At 72.6% G+C, this 16,787-nt stretch carries 17 protein-coding genes; 13 read left to right on the top strand and 4 right to left on the bottom strand.

The genetic code is table 11. The features are described from left to right. Positions 1-313 precede the first annotated feature (313 nt). The 3 genes from M8J74_RS26090 to M8J74_RS26080 are packed head-to-tail and all read left to right on the top strand — an operon-like array spanning position 314 to position 3,793. Complete coding sequence (locus M8J74_RS26090; RefSeq protein ID WP_249838787.1) at positions 314-2,068, top strand: bifunctional phosphatase PAP2/diacylglycerol kinase family protein; 1,755 nt, start codon at positions 314-316, stop codon at positions 2,066-2,068. Next, positions 2,068-3,021, top strand: a complete 954-nt coding sequence (locus M8J74_RS26085) for a YihY/virulence factor BrkB family protein (RefSeq protein WP_249838786.1) — start codon at positions 2,068-2,070, stop codon at positions 3,019-3,021. Before M8J74_RS26090 ends, M8J74_RS26085 begins: the two co-directional genes overlap by 1 nt. A gap of 1 nt (position 3,022) precedes the next feature. Further along, positions 3,023-3,793, top strand: a complete 771-nt coding sequence (locus M8J74_RS26080; protein ID WP_249838785.1) for a phosphatase PAP2 family protein — start codon at positions 3,023-3,025, stop codon at positions 3,791-3,793. Between the two features lie 26 nt (positions 3,794-3,819). Here the strand turns inward: M8J74_RS26080 and M8J74_RS26075 are convergent, their stop codons facing one another. Next, on the bottom strand, positions 3,820-5,058 hold the full coding sequence (locus tag M8J74_RS26075) for an MFS transporter (protein WP_372500269.1): 1,239 nt from the start codon (positions 5,056-5,058) through the stop codon (positions 3,820-3,822). 204 nt (positions 5,059-5,262) lie between these two features. Then, entirely contained in the window at positions 5,263-6,174 is a 912-nt protein-coding gene (locus M8J74_RS26070; protein ID WP_058921062.1) for a LysR family transcriptional regulator, read from the bottom strand. A 126-nt stretch (positions 6,175-6,300) separates the two neighbouring features. Here M8J74_RS26070 and M8J74_RS26065 point away from each other — a divergent pair, with 126 nt between their 5' ends. From M8J74_RS26065 to M8J74_RS26020, 10 genes are all read left to right on the top strand, one after another. Beyond that, positions 6,301-7,299 (top strand): fumarylacetoacetate hydrolase family protein, encoded by a 999-nt coding sequence (locus M8J74_RS26065; RefSeq protein WP_249838784.1) that lies wholly within the window; start codon positions 6,301-6,303, stop codon positions 7,297-7,299. Then, the gene (locus tag M8J74_RS26060; RefSeq protein WP_249838783.1) at positions 7,296-8,252 is read left to right on the top strand and encodes a cyclase family protein; all 957 of its coding nucleotides are present in this window, start codon (positions 7,296-7,298) and stop codon (positions 8,250-8,252) included. Before M8J74_RS26065 ends, M8J74_RS26060 begins: the two co-directional genes overlap by 4 nt. Positions 8,253-8,276: 24 nt before the next feature. Further along, a complete protein-coding gene (locus M8J74_RS26055; RefSeq protein ID WP_249838782.1) occupies positions 8,277-9,419 on the top strand; it encodes an FAD-dependent oxidoreductase in 1,143 nt (380 codons plus the stop codon). Further along, the gene (locus M8J74_RS26050) at positions 9,416-10,441 is read left to right on the top strand and encodes an amidohydrolase family protein (RefSeq protein WP_249838781.1); all 1,026 of its coding nucleotides are present in this window, start codon (positions 9,416-9,418) and stop codon (positions 10,439-10,441) included. Before M8J74_RS26055 ends, M8J74_RS26050 begins: the two co-directional genes overlap by 4 nt. Beyond that, positions 10,438-11,376, top strand: coding sequence for a VOC family protein (locus M8J74_RS26045; RefSeq protein ID WP_249838780.1), 939 nt, complete (start codon positions 10,438-10,440; stop codon positions 11,374-11,376). Before M8J74_RS26050 ends, M8J74_RS26045 begins: the two co-directional genes overlap by 4 nt. A 99-nt stretch (positions 11,377-11,475) precedes the next feature. After that, positions 11,476-12,447 (top strand): fumarylacetoacetate hydrolase family protein, encoded by a 972-nt coding sequence (locus M8J74_RS26040; RefSeq protein WP_249838779.1) that lies wholly within the window; start codon positions 11,476-11,478, stop codon positions 12,445-12,447. After that, positions 12,444-13,199 (top strand): SDR family NAD(P)-dependent oxidoreductase, encoded by a 756-nt coding sequence (locus M8J74_RS26035; protein ID WP_249838778.1) that lies wholly within the window; start codon positions 12,444-12,446, stop codon positions 13,197-13,199. Before M8J74_RS26040 ends, M8J74_RS26035 begins: the two co-directional genes overlap by 4 nt. 94 nt (positions 13,200-13,293) lie before the next feature. Further along, a complete protein-coding gene (locus tag M8J74_RS26030) occupies positions 13,294-13,974 on the top strand; it encodes an SDR family NAD(P)-dependent oxidoreductase (protein WP_249838777.1) in 681 nt (226 codons plus the stop codon). A gap of 13 nt (positions 13,975-13,987) precedes the next feature. Further along, on the top strand, positions 13,988-14,743 hold the full coding sequence (locus M8J74_RS26025; protein WP_249838776.1) for a CoA transferase subunit A: 756 nt from the start codon (positions 13,988-13,990) through the stop codon (positions 14,741-14,743). Beyond that, the gene (locus tag M8J74_RS26020) at positions 14,743-15,399 is read left to right on the top strand and encodes a CoA transferase subunit B (RefSeq protein ID WP_249838775.1); all 657 of its coding nucleotides are present in this window, start codon (positions 14,743-14,745) and stop codon (positions 15,397-15,399) included. Before M8J74_RS26025 ends, M8J74_RS26020 begins: the two co-directional genes overlap by 1 nt. Before the next feature lie 251 nt (positions 15,400-15,650). Here M8J74_RS26020 and M8J74_RS44590 read toward each other — a convergent pair whose 3' ends face one another. Next, positions 15,651-15,782: a hypothetical protein gene (locus tag M8J74_RS44590; RefSeq protein WP_283948595.1), complete on the bottom strand. Its 132-nt coding sequence runs from the start codon at positions 15,780-15,782 to the stop codon at positions 15,651-15,653. Positions 15,783-15,884: 102 nt separating this feature from the next. Continuing rightward, entirely contained in the window at positions 15,885-16,736 is an 852-nt protein-coding gene (locus M8J74_RS26015) for an NlpC/P60 family protein (protein ID WP_058921070.1), read from the bottom strand. Positions 16,737-16,787 lie beyond the last annotated feature (51 nt).

Genomic DNA, 16,787 nt, shown 5'->3' with positions numbered 1-16,787 from the left:
GTGCCCGGCGAATACGGCGGCACTCCCGAAGTCCGCCCCCTTCGTGCCCGCCCCGCCCGGCCACCTGGGCGTCCCGTGAGGAATCGAATTCTTCTGCCACGCCGCTTCCGTCCGGGGTCGGCTCCGCCAACTCACCTCTCACCGGGACGACTTGCCTGCGCCGTCGGTGCACTCCCCCGCCGCCTGCACCGACCCCCCGTCGACCGACCCCCTCGCGGCGCGTCTGTACCGAGGTTCTGCGGGCATACGGCGGTGAGCCGGAGGACACGCCTCGGGCCGGCCACGGCCGCGACACGTCGATCAGGGAGTGCGGATGCCGACCGCCGTATCGGGAAGACCAGCCGAGTTGCCCGGGGAGAGACCCGCGGGAGGTCGCACAGCCGCCGGCGACGGCCGCACCGCACCGCGCGGAATCGGCTGGTCCGTTCGCTGGATCGCGGCGCTGACCATCTGCCAGGCGGCGTTGATGGTGGGCATCGGTCTGCTGATCACCGGCCCCGCCCGGCACCTGTGGCCGCTGACGGTCGAGGACAGGGTCAACACCGGCTTCGAGGGGATGCGGACGCACTCCCTGACCACCCTGTCGTGGTTCGCCTCCGAAGCCGGCAACACCGGGACGGTGATCGCCGTCACGCTGGTGAGCTGTCTGGGGCTGCTCTGGATACCGAGGCTGCCGATGTGGCGGCAGGCCGCCTTCCTCGCGCTCGCGGTGTCGTTGCAGTCACTGGTCTTCCTGGTCATCACCGTGGCCGTCGACCGGCACCGGCCCGAGGTGCACCGTCTCGACGGCTCGCTGCCCACCTCCAGCTACACCTCCGGCCACACCGGCGCGGCCACGGCCGTCTACGGCGGCCTCGCGGTGCTCGCGCTGTCCCGGATGCGCAGCCCGTGGCGGCGCGTCGTGGCCGGCGTAGTGTTCCTGATCCCCATCGTGGTCGGCCTCGCCCGGCTCTACCGGGGCATGCACCACCCCACCGACGTCATGGGCGGCCTCGTCAACGGCGGTCTGGCCCTGTGGATCGTGGGGCGCGCCGTGCTCACGGACGGTTTCGTGACCGCTCCGCCGGCTTCCCGGTCCACAGGGGCGGCCGGGGTCGTGGCGGAAGGCGGTGTCCCACAGCGCACCGGGCACGCCGCGGTGGTCTTCAACCCCACGGTCACCGATCAGGCCGACCGCGACGCTCTTCGGCAGGTGCTCGAGGAACACGGTTACGGCGCACCGAAGTTCATCGAGACGACCGCCGACGACCCGGGCGGCGGCCAGAGCACCGAGGCGGTGCGCGACGGCGCGAGCCTCGTGGTGGTCTGCGGCGGGGACGGCACCCTGCGGGCCGCGGCCGGCGCCCTCGCGGGCAGCACGGTCCCGCTCGCCCTCGTGCCCTGCGGGACCGGCAACCTCCTGGCCCGCAATCTGGGCCTGCCGTTGTCACCCGTCGACGCCCTCGACGCCGCCCTGCGCGGCACCGAACACCGCGTCGACCTCGGCCGCGTCGAGGGCGACGGCCTGCCCGCCACCCACTTCGCCGCCATGTGCGGCGCCGGCCTGGACGCGGCGATGCTGCAACGCGCCAACGCCAACGACCGGACGAAGGCCAGCCTGGGCTGGCTCGCCTACGTCCTGGCACTCCCCCGGGTCTGGTCGCGCACTCCGCGGATGAGCGTGAACGTGAGCCTGGACGGAGCCCCGGCTCATCGACGCACCGCCCGCATGGTGCTGATCGGCAACGTCGGCGCGGTGCAGGGCGGCATGAGGCTGCTGCCGGACGCGCGTCCCGACGACGGGCGGCTTGATCTGCTCATCCTCGATCCGCACGGTCTCGGAGGGTGGATCAGCGCCCTGTGGACGCTGCTGCGCGGCACCGCCACGCCCCGGTCGGCCGCCGACGCCCCCGCCGGCCAAGCCGGCGACGCCCCCGTGGCGTTCTTCACCTTCCGGCACGCCGAGTTCACCTTCGAGCGCGACCAGCCCCGCGAACTGGACGGCGATCCCACCGCCCCCGGCCGCCGCCTGACCGTGGAGGCGAGCCCCGGCGCGTTGAAGATGCTGCTGCCCGCCCGGGGGAAGTGATGGGTACTGCCACACGGGTCCCCGAGACACGGGACATGAGCGGAGAGGAGCTGTCCGCCGACGAGGCCTGGGCCACGCTGCGCCGCTACGGCGGCTGGTCGCTGCTGCGCGACGCCTTCGTCCGCTTCCGCTACGCCGACGGCTTCAGCCACGCCCGTGCCCTCGCCCTGCAGACGGTCCTGGCGGTCATCCCGCTGGCCATCGCCTTCGTCGGCCTGTCCGCCAGCCTGCACACCGAGAACGTCGGCAGGCTGGCGGAACTGACGATCCACCGGATCGCCCAGGGCCCCAGCGCGCAGGTCGTCGACGACGCACTCGACCGCAGCCGCCACAAGTCCGGTTCCGGCGCCGAGGTCGCCCTCTGGTTCGGCGCCGTCTTCTCCCTGATGAACGTCACCACGGCCATGTGCCAGATCGAGCGGGGCGCGAACCGCATCTACGGCAACGAACGCGACCGCCCCTTCCACCGCAAGTACCTGCGCGGCCTGGTGATGTCCCTCAGCGCCGGGCTGCCCCTGGGCCTCGGGTTCATCGCCATGATCGCCGGCGGCGACATCGCCTCGGCGGCCGTGACCGTCTACCACCTGGACGACAGCACGCTGCGCGCCTGGACCGTCCTGCGCTGGCCCTTCGGTCTGCTGCTCGCCCTCATCTCGGCGAGCGCCGTCTTCCGCCGTTCACCACGGCGCAACCAGCCCGGCTACACCTGGCTGGCCTTCGGAGCCGCCGTGTACCTCGTCCTGTGGATGACCCTGACCTGGCTGCTGAGCCTCTACCTGAACATCAGCGGCTCCTTCGACACCATCTACGGCCCCCTCAGCGCCTTCATGTCGCTGCTGCTGTGGGCCTACCTCACCTCCATCGCGCTGCTGCTGGGCCTGTCCTTCGCAGCACAACTGGAAGCGGTACGCGGCCTCCGTCCCGGGCCGATCCAGGAAGATCCGGGAGTCTGACATGGGCACCAACTCCACCCTGCGTCCATCAACTCGACAGCCCCGCCAGGCCGACCGCAGGTTCGGTGCGCGACTGCTCGTCTCCGCCGGCATCGCCGCCGTCAGCGCGGTCCTGTTCGGACTGCTGCTGATCCTGGTCGAGGACCGGTGGCGGCCGCTGCAACGCCTGGACACCGGCGCCGCGCGACGACTGCACGCGCAGGTGATCGGCCATCCGGCCTGGAGGAGCGTGCTGCACCTGCTGTCCGACTGGGTCTGGGACCCGGTGACGCTGCGCCTGGCGGTCGCCGTACTCACGGCGTGGCTGCTGTACCGCCGGGCCTGGCGCCTGGCGGCCTGGGCGGCGGTGACCGCCGTGGCGGGCGGCCTGATCGGCCTGCTGGTCAAGACGGTGGTGGAGCGGGCGCGGCCCGCGCTGCAGGACCCGGTGGCCCATGCGCCCGGGTACTCCTTTCCCTCCGGCCACGCCATGACCGCCACCACGTCCTTCGGCATCTTCCTGCTGGTGCTGCTGCCGCTGATACCGCGGGCCTGGCGGGTCGTGTGCTGGTGCGTCGCGGTGTTCTCGGTGGTCGGCGTCGGTTTCACCAGGGTCGCCCTCGGTGTGCACTGGTGCAGCGACGTTCTGGGCGGCTGGCTCCTCGGCCTCGCCGTGGTCGCGGTGACCGCGTGGGCGTTCGAGGCCTGGCGTTCGGACGTGGGCCGGGACCGCACAGCGGTCACCGAGGGCCTGGAACCGGAGATCACCCGGGAAGAACCCGAGCCCCGGTAGGCCCCTGGCGCCCCCGCCCGGGACCGTCAGACGCTCTCGGGAGCGGCCTGCGGCAGCGCCTCGGGCGCCCGGCGGGTCAGTGGCAGCAACGCCGCCGAGACCAGCAGGGTCAGGATGCCGAGGAGCAGGACGGCCGAGGCCAGGGTGCCCAGGGTGTTCTGGGCGGCGAGCAGGGCAAGCGGGCAGGCGAACTCGCCGAGGAAGAAGGCCGACGTCCACAGGCCGGTGCCCCGCCCGCGGTCGGCGTAGGCGAGCCGGGACAGCGCCACGGTCAGCAGGGACGGCAGCAGCATCCCGGTACCGACGCAGTTGACGACGGCCCCGGCGATGAGCAGGGGAAGACGGTCGGTGGCGCCCATCAGGACGAAGCCCGCGGCGCACACGGCGAGTACGGCGGGAAGGCGGCGGCGCGCCCGGTCGGCGAGCCGGGTGAACAGCACCGAGCCGAGGACGGTGGCCGCGCTGGCGAGCGCCGTGGCGGCGCCCACCACGCCGGTGGAGTGCACGCCGAGGTCGTCCATGAGGTAGGACATCTCCACGGGCACGGTGTAGAAGACGGCCGCGCCGAAGACGGTCAGCAGGCAGATGCCGGCCATGCGCCGCAGCGGGAAGGGACGCCGGTCCGCCGCCGTCGGCTCACCGGCCGGGAGCGCGGCCGGCTGCGGGGCGGGCAGCACACGCGCCATGGCCGGGGCGAGCAGCAGTCCTACGAGGTAGAGCCAGAAGGGTGCCCGCCAGCCCGCCGAGCCCAGCGCGCCGCCGAGGACGAAGAAGAGGGTCGCGGACGCCGACGCGCACATGGTCTGCAGCGCGAGGTACCGGTCGCGGGTGCGTCCGGTGTAGTAGTCGCCGATCAGCGTGGTGCAGCAGGTCATGATGGCCGCTTCGGCGACGCCGACGAGGACCCGGCTGGCGACGATGCCGTACAGCGACGACAGCCACAGCGGCGCGGTGCCGAACAGGGCGTACAGGACGGTGGCGGTGACCAGCAGGCGCTTGCGGCCGAGCCGGTCCACGAGGGCGCCGGCGAACGGCGCGAGGACGGCCAGCGAGAGGGCCGGGACGGTGAGGACGAGCGGGACGAGGACGGCGTTGCCGGGAACGTCCCCGAAGTGGTCCTGCATGCGGGGAAGCACCGGGGCGATCAGGACCGCGCCCAGGATCGGCAGGCAGCTGCCGGCCATCAGCAGCACGGCCGGCAGCCTGCCCCCGACGGCCGGGTCCTCCGTGTGTTCGTGAGCGGGCAGAGCGGCGGAAGCGGGCATGGCGGCACTCCGGAACGTGGGCGGGGAGGGTCACCGCGCGGCGGACGGGCGGACGGCGCCCGGTGGCGGCCTGCGGCGGCGCGGCGGTGTGCCACGACTATGCGTTCCGGGCCCCGGCCTGCCCAGTCCCTCCGTCATCCAAGTTTGCGATGGAGCTGATCCAGCGCGTGGATGGCGCGGTGACACGGTCACCCGCCCCGCCCCTCAGCTCTCCGACTGCACCCGCGCCCCCACCCGCGCGGCCGTCTCGCGCAGCCAGATGTGGGCGGCGTCGTGCGTGTGCACCGGATGCCACCACAACGCCTCCCGCAGCGGTACGGCCTCGTACGGCGGTTCCACCACGCGGACGTCGGCGATGGGTTCCAGCAGCCGGGCCAGGCGCGACTGCACGAGGGCGACCCGCCGGGTGCCGGCCACCAGCAGCGGCAGCAGCTGGAAGCTGTCGACGGAGACCTCGACGCGTGGCTCGACGCCCAGCATGCCGAGCTGGCGCACCGCGGGGGCGTCGTAGGTCCGCTGGTACGTCACCCAGGGCAGCCGTTCCAGGTCCTTGCGGGTGAGGCGGTCGTCGACGCTCGGGTGGTCGCGCGCCACCAGGAAGACCCAGCGGTCGTCGAAGAGGTCGGTGGCGGGGAAGTCGCTGATGACGCCGTGCGGCATGAGCAGCCCGTCGCTCGCGCTCAGCAGGGTGGCGGTGTCGTCCACGACGGTCGTCGGCGTGTGGGTGAAGCGCAGCCGGATGCCGGGAGCCTCCTCGTGCACCACGCGGGCCAGTTCGGTGCCGAAGACGGCCACGGCGTAGTCCGACGCCAGCAGCTTGAACTCGCGGTTCTCCTTGGCCGGATCGAAGTCGGCCTGGCTGGCGAAGAGCCGTTCCAGCACGTCGTAGGCGGTGGCGGTGCGGTCCAGGAGCATCTGGCCCAGTGCGGTGAGCTCGTAGTGGCCGCCGACGCGGGCGAGCAGGTCGTCGTCGAAGTGCCTGCGCAGCCGGGCGAGGGCGGCGCTCATCGCGGGCTGGCTGAGGCCGACGCGCTGTCCGGCACGGGTGACGTTGCGCTCCTCCAGCAGGGCCCGCAGGGCGACGACGAGGTTGAGATCGAGTCGGGCCAGGTTCATGCGCTTCCCTCGGCAGTGCGGCGCCGATCGGGGACTATCCATGTGACGGATCGGGGTGATCCACACAATCTATTTCCCTGATCGCGGGTGCGGGGTCCAGATTAGTCGCACCGCAATCAGGAGGACATGTCCGTGAAACCCGAATCCGCGTCCGCCCTCTTCGCCGGACCCTTCGCTCTCGCGACGCTCTCGGCCCCGGACGGGCCTCGCTTCCCCGCCCTCGTCACCCCCGACGGCCTGGTTCTCGATCTGCGGTCCGCGTTCGGCGACGAGCGGCTGACCGTGCGGCACCTGCTGGAGGACTGGCCGGCGACGCTGCCGAGGCTGCATGCGCTGGCCGCCGACACCGGCCTCGCCCGGACTCCGCTCGCGGACCTCCACGTGCACGCGCCGGTCGAACCGCGCCAGGTGTTCCAGTCCGGGGCGAACTACCGGCAGCACGTGATCGACCTGCACGTGGCGCACCGCGCGCCCGGCGACGACCGGCCCGAGGCCGAGCGGCGCGCCGAAGCGGCGGAGATCATGGACCGGCGGGCGGCCGAGGACCTGCCGTACGTCTTCATCGGCCTGCCCAGCGCGATCACCGGCCCCTACGACGACGTCGTGCTGCCCGCCTGGGCCGAACAGCCCGACTGGGAGCTGGAGTTGGCGGTCGTGATCGGCCGGCCGGCGCACCGGGTGTCCGTCGAGGAGGCATCGGCGTGCATCGCGGGCTACACGATCGCCAACGACCTCACCGATCGTGCGACCGTCTTCCGCCGCGACATGCCGCAGATCGGCACCGACTGGCTGCGCAGCAAGAACGCCCCCGGCTTCACCCCGCTGGGCCCGTGGATCGTGCCCGCGGAGTCGATCGCCCACCCGGACGACCTGCGCGTCACGCTGAAGCTCAACGGCGAGACCATGCAGGACGAGTCGACCAAGGACATGATCTTCAAGGTCGCGCGGATGGTGTCGTACGCCTCGCAGACCGCCCGTCTGCTGCCCGGTGACCTGGTGCTGACCGGCAGCCCGGCCGGCAACGGAATGCACTGGGGGCGGCTGCTGCGCGACGGCGACGTGATGGACGGGTCCATCACCGGCCTCGGCGCGCAGCGCACCCGCTGTGTCGCGGAGGCGTCGTGAACCGGCTCGATCCCGAGGGCGCGATCGCCGAGGCCGCCAAGGCGTACTCCAACTGGGGACGCTGGGGCGAGGACGACCGGCTGGGCACGCTGAACTTCCTCGACGCGGCCAAGCGTCGCGAGGGCGCGGCCCTCGTCCGGCGCGGAGTCAGCTTCTCGCTGTCGCAGTCCTTCGACATGAACGGCCCGCAGAAGGGCTGGCGGCGGCGCACCAACCCCGTCCACACCATGCTCGACACGGGTACCGACGCCGCCCTGGGCAACCAGGGTTTCCCGCACGGCATCGGCGGCGCCGACGACGTGATCGCCATGCCGCTGCAGTGCTCCACGCAGTGGGACGGCCTCGGCCACATCTTCGACCACGGCAAGGCCTGGAACGGACGCCCGGCCGAGAAGGTCGTCACCTCCGACGGCGACCTCGTCACCGGCATCGAGCACATGGCCCCGCACGTCGCCGGGCGCGGCGTGCTGCTGGACGTCGGACGCGTGGCCGGCGAGGCGGGAGAACTGCCCGACGGCTTCGCGATCACCCCCGCGCACCTGACGGCGACCGCCGAGGCGCACGGGGTGAGCGTGGGACGCGGTGACATCGTGCTGGTGCGCACCGGCCAGCTCGCCCGGGTGCGCCGCGAGGGCTGGGGCGACTACGCGGGCGGTCCGGCGCCCGGTCTGTCGTTCACCACCGCCGGCTGGCTGCACGGCAGCGAGATCGCCGCGATCGCCACCGACACCTGGGGCTTCGAGGTCCGCCCGAACGAGTTCGAGCACGCCTTCCAGCCCCTGCACCAGGTCGCGATCCCCAACATCGGCCTGCTGATCGGCGAGATGTGGGACCTGGAGGCCCTGGCCGAGGATTGCGCGGCCGACGGCGTGCACGAGTTCTGGCTGACCGCCGCTCCCCTGCCCATCACCGGTGCCGTCGGCTCGCCCGTCAGCCCCGTCGCCGTCAAGTAACCAGCGGAACGAAGGAGTTCCCCTATGAGCACACCCCGCAGCGCACCCCGCTCGGTCCTCGTCATCGGCGGCGGCGCGGCCGGCAACGCCGCCACGATCCTGCTGCGGCGCGCGGGCCTGGCCGTGGACCTGATCGAGGCCAAGGACGACTGGAACGCCACCGCCGGCTCCGGCATCACCCTCCAGGGCAACGCGCTGCGCGTGCTGCGCGAACTGGGGGTGTGGGAGCAGGTCAAGGCCTCCGGCTTCGGGTTCGGGTCCGTCGGCATCACCGCCCCCGACGGCACGGTCCTGCACGTCGCCCGCGACATCCGTACCGGCGGCGACGACCTGCCCGCCACCGTCGGCATGCAGCGCCCCCGGCTCCAGCGTGTCCTGATCGACGCCGTCCGGGCGAGCGGCGCCTCGGTACGGCTGGGCACCCGCGCAGAGTCCCTGGAGCAGGACGGCGACGGCGTGACCGTCGCCTTCACCGACGGCACCCGGGGCCGCTACGACCTGGTGATCGCCGCCGACGGCGTCGGTTCCGCCACCCGCGCCGCCCTCGGCATCACCGCCAAGCCCGAACCCACCGGCATGGCCATCTGGCGCGTCGCCACCCCCCGCCCGGCCGGCGTCACCCGCACCGACCTCGCCTACGGCGGCCCCGCCTATATCGCCGGCTACTGCCCGACGAGCGACACGACGATCTACGCCTACGTCGTCGAGGCCAACCGCGACCGCGCCTCCATCCCCCCGGAGACCTACGCCGACGAGATGCGGCGCCTCGCGTCCGCGTACGGCGGCTTCTGGCCGGAGATCACCCGGCACATCACCGACCCCGCGAAGGTCAACTACACCTGGTTCGACCGGCTGTTGGTGGAGGGGTCCTGGCATCGCGGCCGGGTCGTGCTGGTCGGCGACGCGGCGCACTGCTGCCCGCCCACCCTCGCCCAGGGCGCGGCCATGTCCCTGGAGGACTCCTGGGTGCTCGCGCAGTTGCTGACCGCGTCCGACGACTGGGACGACGCGCTGTTCCAGGCGTACTACGAGCGGCGCATCGCGCGCGTCCGGCCGGTCGTCGAGGCGTCCGTGCAGATCGGGCAGTGGCAGCTGGACGGCGTACGCGACGCGGACCTGCCCGGCCTGATGGGCCGCACCATGACCCTGCTCAGGGAGCTGCCGTGACCACGTACCCCGCACCCGCCTCCCCCACCGTCGACGTGCACGCCCACCTGCTGCTGCCCGATGTCGAGGCCCTGGTGGAGGGCCTGCCCGGACTGGCCGAGGCCAAGGCGCTGGACGCCCGGCGCAACGGCCCCGCCGCCCTCGCCGTCAACGGCCCCATGGTGCGCGAACGCGTCCCACTGCTGCTCGACCTCACCGCACGGCTCGCCGCGATGGACGCCCAGGGCGTGGACGTCCAGCTCGTCAGCCCCTCCCCCTCGCACTACCACTACTGGACGGACGAGGAGACCGCCGAGAAGCTGTGCCGCCTCGCCAACGAGGCGACCGCCGCCCACTGTTCGGCCGCCCCCGGCCGGCTGCGCGGCCTCGGACTCGTCCCGCTGCAGCACCCGGACCTGATGGTGGCCGCCCTGGACCACGCCCTGGAACAGGGGCTGGCCGGGGTGGAGATCTCCAGCCACGCGCCGGGCCGGGAGCTGTCCGAGCCGGCGTACGAACCCTTCTGGACGCGGGCCGAGGAGACGGGCGCGCTCGTCTTCCTGCACCCCTTCGGCTGCACCCTCGACGAGCGGCTGGACCGGTGGTACCTGTCCAACACCGTGGGCCAGCCCACCGAGAACGCCGTCGCGCTGTCGCACCTGATCTTCTCCGGCGTACTGGACCGCCATCCCGGGCTGAAGGTGATCGCCGCCCACGGCGGCGGCTACCTGCCCACCCACATCGGCCGCTCCGACCACGCCTGGACGGCCCGCTCCGACGCCGGCGCCGGCTGCGCCCACCCGCCCAGCAGCTACCTCAGGCGCCTGTACTTCGACTCACTCGTCCACGACCCGTCGGTGCTGCGGGAGTTGATCCGCATCGCCGGACCCGACCGGGTCCTGCTCGGCTCCGACTTCCCCTTCGACATGGGCACCGAAGACCCCGTCGGCGCCCTGCGCACGGCACGCCTGCCGGAGGCCGACTTCCACGCCGTACGCGGTGGCAACGCCGCCGCCCTCCTCTCCCTGGGAGCGACATCATGAGCGCACGCCTTCTCACCCACCTCAGGCACGTCGACCTCGCCGTGCCCGACTACGACAGGCAACTCGACTTCTACGCCGGCGTCTGGGGCCTCACCAAGGTCGAGGAGGACTCCGGCATCTCCTTCCTCGCCGCCGAGGGCTCCCCCGAGCAGTACGTCGTCCGGCTGCGCAAGGCCGACGAGAAGCGCCTCGACCTCGTCTCCTACGGCGCCGCGAGCGCGGCCGACGTCGACACGCTCGCCGAGCAACTCCTGGCCGGTGGAGTGCAGTTGATCACGCGGCCGGGCAAGGTGGACACGCCCGGCGGTGGTTACGGCTTCCGCTTCTTCGACGTCGACGGCCGCACGATCGAGGTCTCCGCCGACGTCGAGGTCCGCCGGCACCGCAAGATCGAGGAGAAGGAGGCGATCCCGGTCAAGCTGTCCCACGTCGTGCTCAACTCCCCCGACCTGGACTGCACGAGGGAGTGGTACGAGCGGCACCTCGGCTTCCGGCTGTCCGACACCCTCAGCTCGCCGCACATGGGCGAGGTCATGCACTTCATGCGGATCTCCAACCAGCACCACTCGATGGCCCTGGCCAAGGGCCCGCACACCTCGCTGCACCACGTCTCCTTCGAGATGCGCGGACTCGACGAGTACATGCGCGGCTCCGGCCGCGTCATCCGCGCCGGCTTCCAGAAGATCTGGGGCCCCGGCCGGCACATGGCGGGCGACAACACCTTCACCTACTTCCTCGACCCGCACGGCAACACGGTCGAGTACACGACGGAGTTGGAGCTCCTCGACGAGGACACCTGGCACCCGCACGTCTACGACTTCTCCCGGCCCGAGGTCACCGACCAGTGGGGCACCGCCAACCCGATGAACGAACTCATCGCCAAGGAGTCGTTCAACGACCCGGACCGCGGCTGCTTCGTCGCCCCTCCGGTCTGACCCCCCGCCCCGACTCCCGGGGGCACGGCAGCCCTGTCAACTGCCCTGACGCACCGCCCGCCGTGCCCCCGGGCCCAGCCCACAGCCAGGAGCCCGCTCATGCGCTTCGCCGCCTACGCCCACCACGACCAGCGCCGCCTCGCGGTCGTCGACGACGACGGAGTGCTGTACCCGGTGCCCGGCGTCCGCTCCCTCACCGAAGCCCTCGCCGCCGGTGACGGCCTGCCCGCACTCCTCGACCTCGGCGCCGCCACCCTCGACGTCCCGCCCGGGCCGCACGTCTCCCAGGTTCGCCTGCTGCCACCGCTCCAGCCCCCCTCGATACGGGACTTCGTCACCTTCGAGGAACACGTCGAAGGCGTACGACGGTCCGTCGACCGGGCCGCCGGAGTGCCCGAGCAGTGGTACGCGGCCCCCACCTTCTACTTCACCAACCCGCACGCCGTCCACGCGGCGGGCGACGACATCCCGATGCCGCCCGGCTCCACGGTCCTGGACTTCGAGCTGGAGGTCGCCGCCGTCATCGGCCGCGAGGGCCGCGACCTCACCCCCGAGCAGGCCCGCGACCACATCGTCGGCTACACCGTCCTCAACGACTGGTCCGCCCGCGACCTGCAGTCCGCCGAGATGCGGGTGGGCCTCGGCCCCTGCAAGGGCAAGGACACGGCCACCACCCTCGGCCCCTGGCTCGTCACCGCCGACGAACTGGACGAGCACCGCGACGAGGACGGCTTCCTGCGGCTCGCGCTGACCGCCGAGGTCAACTGCGAGATCGTCGGCCGCGACCTGCTGTCCAACATGAGCTGGACCTTCGAGGAGATGGTCGCCTACGCCTCCCGCGGCACCCGGGTGCTGCCCGGCGACGTCCTGGGCTCCGGCACCTGCGGCAACGGCGGCTGCCTCGCCGAACTGTGGGGCCGTCGCGGTGAGCAGAGCCCCCCGCCACTCAAGCCCGGAGACACCGTCACCCTCACCGTCGACGGCATCGGCACCCTCACCAACACCGTCGTCCCCGGCGCCGCCCCCGTCCCCCTGCCCGCCGGCCGGCGCCGCTCCCGGGAGCGGCCGTGAGCGACCTGCACCCCAAGAGGCTCCTCGGCAAGGTCGTCGTGGTCACCGGCGCCGCCCGCGGCCAGGGCGCCGCCGAGGCCGAAGCCCTGGTCCGGGAGGGCGCCCGCGTCATCGCCACCGATGTCGAACCCGCCGACGGCTGCCGACGCCTCGACGTCACCAGCGACCAGGACTGGACGGATCTCGCCGCCGAGCTGAAGGCGGCGTACGGGCAGGTCCACGGCCTGGTCAACAACGCCGGGATCACCTGGCGCGCCCGGCTCGGCGACGTACGGCCCGAGGACCTCGACCGCGTGCACGCCGTCAACGTCACCGGACCGCTGCTCGGCATCCAGCACCTCGCCCCGCTCATGCCGCCCGGCTCCTCCATCGTCAACATCGGCTCCTCGGCGGCCCTCACCGCCCACTACCCGGTCGCCTACACCACCAGCAAGTGGGCCCTCAGAGGCCTGTCGAAGACGGCGGCCCTGGAACTCGGCCCGCGCGGCATCCGCGTCAACACCGTCCACCCCGGCTACATCGACACCGAGATGACCGCCTCCGCCGCCCCCGCCTTCCGCGAGGCGAACATCCGTGAGACCCCGCTGGGCCGCACCGGCACCGTGGACGAGATCACCCCGCTGGTGGTGTTCCTGCTGTCGGACGACTCCTCGTTCATCACCGGCGCCGAGATCCCCGTCGACGGCGGCCTGACCGCGCACGGCGGTGTGAAGTCCCTCTCGGACGCGCTCATGACGGGGGGCGGCCGGTGAAGCGGCTCGACGGCAAGGTGGCCCTGATCTCCGGGACGGCACGGGGCCGGGCCGGGCCGCGGCGCTGCGCTTCGCCGCCGAGGGCGCGCTCGTCGTGGGCGGCGACCTGCTGCACGAACAGGCCCTGGACACCCAGCGGCTCATCGCCCGCGAGGGCGGCACCGCGCTCACCCCCGGCCCGCTCGACGTCACCGACGAGCACTCCGTGCGCGCCTGGACCGAGGCGGCCGTGGACGCGTTCGGCGGCATCGACATCGTCTACGCGAACGCCGGTGCCGTCCGCTTCGGGGCGATCGCCGACCAGCCGTATGCGGACTTCGCGTTCACGATGCGCGCCGAGCTCGACTCGGTGTGGCTGACCGTGCGGGCCGCCTGGCCGCACCTGACCAGCAGTCGCGGCTGCGTCCTCACCGTCGGCTCCACCGCGGGCCTCACCGGCTCCCTCACCAACCGGCGCACCGCCCACTCCGCCTCCAAGGGCGCGGTCATCGCCCTGACGCGCCAACTCGCCGCAGAGGGCGCCCCGCACGGCATCCGCGCCAACTGCGTCAGCCCCGGAATGATCGACACCGACGGCACCCGCGCAGACCTCCTCGCCGACGACCATCCGATGCGCGAGATCGCCCGGCACATCCCCCTCGGCCGCGTCGGACTCCCCGACGAGGTCGTGAGCGCCGCCGTCTTCCTCGCCTCCGACGAAGCCGCGTACATCACGGGCGCCAACCTCGTCGTCGACGGCGGCTGGTCCGCCGTCCTGCCCGGCGCGACCCCCTGAAAGGACTCCCCGTATGAACAAGGTCCGCGCGAGCGCCGCCGAGGCGGTCGCCGACATCCCCGACGGCGCCTCGCTGGCCGTCGGCGGCTTCGGCCTCAGCGGCGTGCCCGAAACGCTCATCCGCGCGCTGCACGACCAGGGCGCGAGCGGCCTGCGGGTCGTCTCCAACAACTGCGGCGTCGACGGCCGGGGGCTCGGCGTGCTGCTCGCCGCGGGCCGCATCGCCCGCGTCACCGGCTCCTACGTCGGCGAGAACAAGGAGTTCGCCCGCCAGTACCTCTCCGGCGAGCTGGAGGTCGAACTGGTGCCGCAGGGCACCCTCGCCGAACGCCTGCGCGCGGGAGGCGCCGGCATCCCCGCCTTCTACACCCCGGCCGGCGTCGGCACCCAGGTCGCCCGGGGCGGCCTGCCCTGGCGCCACGCCCCCGACGGCTCCGTCGCCGTGGCCTCCCCGCCCAAGGAGACCCGCGACTTCGCGGGCCGCCCGCACGTGATGGAACACGGCATCACCACCGACTTCGCCCTCGTACGGGCCTGGCGCGGCGACCGCCACGGCAACCTCCGCTTCCGCAAGGCCGCCGCGAACTTCAACCCGCTCGCCGCCATGGCCGGCCGCGTCACCATCGCCGAGGTCGAGGAACTGGTCGAACCGGGCGACCTGCGCCCCGACGACGTCCACCTGCCCGGCGTGTTCGTGCAGCGCGTGGTGGAACTGACGGCCGTTCAGGCCGCCGACAAGCAGATCGAGAAGAGGACGGTACGTTCCTGATGGCCTGGCCCCGCGACCAGATGGCCGCCCGCGCCGCCGCCGAACTCACCGACGGCTCCTACGTCAATCTCGGCATCGGCCTGCCCACCCTGATCCCCGGCCACCTGCCGCCCGGCGTGCACGTCACCCTGCACTCCGAGAACGGCATCCTCGGCACCGGCCCCTACCCCACCGAGGACGAGGTCGACCCCGACCTCATCAACGCGGGCAAGGAGACCGTCACCGTGCGGCCCGGCGCCGCCTTCTTCGACTCCGCCCTGTCCTTCGCCATGATCCGCGGCGGCCACATCGACACCGCCGTGCTGGGCGCCATGCAGGTCTCGGCCGGCGGCGACCTCGCCAACTGGATGATCCCCGGCAAGACGGTCAAGGGCATGGGCGGCGCCATGGACCTCGTCCACGGCGCGCGCCGCGTCATCGTCCTCATGGACCACACCGCCAAGGACGGCAGCCCCAAGATCCTCCAGGAGTGCACCCTCCCGCTCACCGGAGAACGGTGCGTCCACCGGGTCATCACCGACCTCGCCGTCCTAGACGTCACCCCCGGCGGCCTGAGCCTGGCCGAGACCGCTCCGGGCGTCACGGTGGAGGACGTCATCGCCCGCACCGAAGCGCCCCTGCGAGTCTCCACCTTCCTTGCAGCCGACGCCCGTTGATCCCCCACTGGCGATGTCGCCTCGGCGGCCGCCGCACCCGGGCGGTCAGCGGTGCACCGTGTGTGAGGGGAAATGGCGTGGCAGTGGCTGGTGCCAGTCGCCCAGCGTCGTGAGGAGGAACCGGCGGGCGTGCGTGCGTATGTCGGACCACGCGGGGTCGGTGGTCAGGGCGTCGTTCCAGAGGCCGGCGCGCCGGGCGGTGTCGATCTCGGCGAGGCAGCGGCCGAGGGCTTGGAGATGGCGCTGATTTTCTAGTAGACCACGGATCCCGTGTCCCACTCCCGTTTCCCCAGCCAGGCGAGCTGGTCCTGAGCGTCCGCCGCGAGGAGGGCCGTGATGTGCAGGGTCCACCTGCGCAGGTGCGCGTCGCCGAAGTCGTTCATCGAGGCAGGATCGCACCTCAGCCCTCATGAGGGCGGGCTCCTCCCACGCGCCGACGGATGCGACGTGCGGGAGGAGCCCTGCGCGGTGGGGCCGAGGTCGGTTCAGGCGCAGGTGGGCACGCCGTCCAGCCAGGCCGGGCCCTGGATGTAGATGTTCGTCATCCATGCCTTGTAGTCGGGCAGGTAGGCCCAGGCGTCGTTGGTGTAGCCGTCGGAGGTGACGACCTCCGCGTGCTTCTGGCACTCCACGCGGATGGTGGTGGGGCCGGGGAAGGCGTAGACGCGGCCGGCGCCGACGGAGGGCGCCTTCTTCGTCCAGACGCCGGTGCCCCAGGTCTTGAAGACGTGCCCGGTGACCGCGCCGGTGTCGACGCGGACGGCACCGAAGTAGTCGCCGCCCAGGCGGACGTCGCTGACCATCAGATGCGTGCCGGACTGCTTCGCCTCGACCATCTTGCCCGCGCCGAGGTAGATCGCGATGTGGTGCAGGTCCGCCGACGTCCCGTAGGCCAGCAGATCACCGGGGAGCAACGGTGCGGTGCCCTGGTCGGCGGTGAAGCGAGCGGCGGCGCGCACCGTGTAGTACTGCTGGCCGGCGTCGCCGTTGAGGATGTCGGAGCCGGCGGCCTGCGCGTAGGCGTAGCGGACCAGGCCCGAGCAGTCGAAGCCGAGCCGCTCGGGGTCGTGTGCGCTGGCCGGGTCGGTGGGGTCGACCTGGCCGTAGGTGGCGCCGGGCTGGGCGCCGTGGCCGCCGCCCCAGGTGTACCAGGTGCCCGCGTCGACCTGGGCGCAGGCGGCGGCGATGGCGCGCTCGGCGGCCGCGGAGCCGCCGGAGGCGAGGACGCCGCAGCCGCTCGCCGCCGGGGCTGCGGGCGCGGCGACTGCCGCGGGCGCCCAGAGGAGAAGAGTCAGTAACCCGATGAGTGTGCCGATGATTCCGGTCCGCCGGAGCATGCCGGGACCCCCGTTTTCCGTGATGCGTGAATGGTCGTGCCTCAGCCTGCC

It is taken from the genome of Streptomyces panaciradicis, from assembly GCF_023516615.1.
GTDB lineage: Bacteria > Actinomycetota > Actinomycetes > Streptomycetales > Streptomycetaceae > Streptomyces > Streptomyces panaciradicis.
The sequence above is the reverse complement of the archived record's forward strand: the minus strand, read 5'-3'. Positions and strand labels throughout refer to the sequence as shown.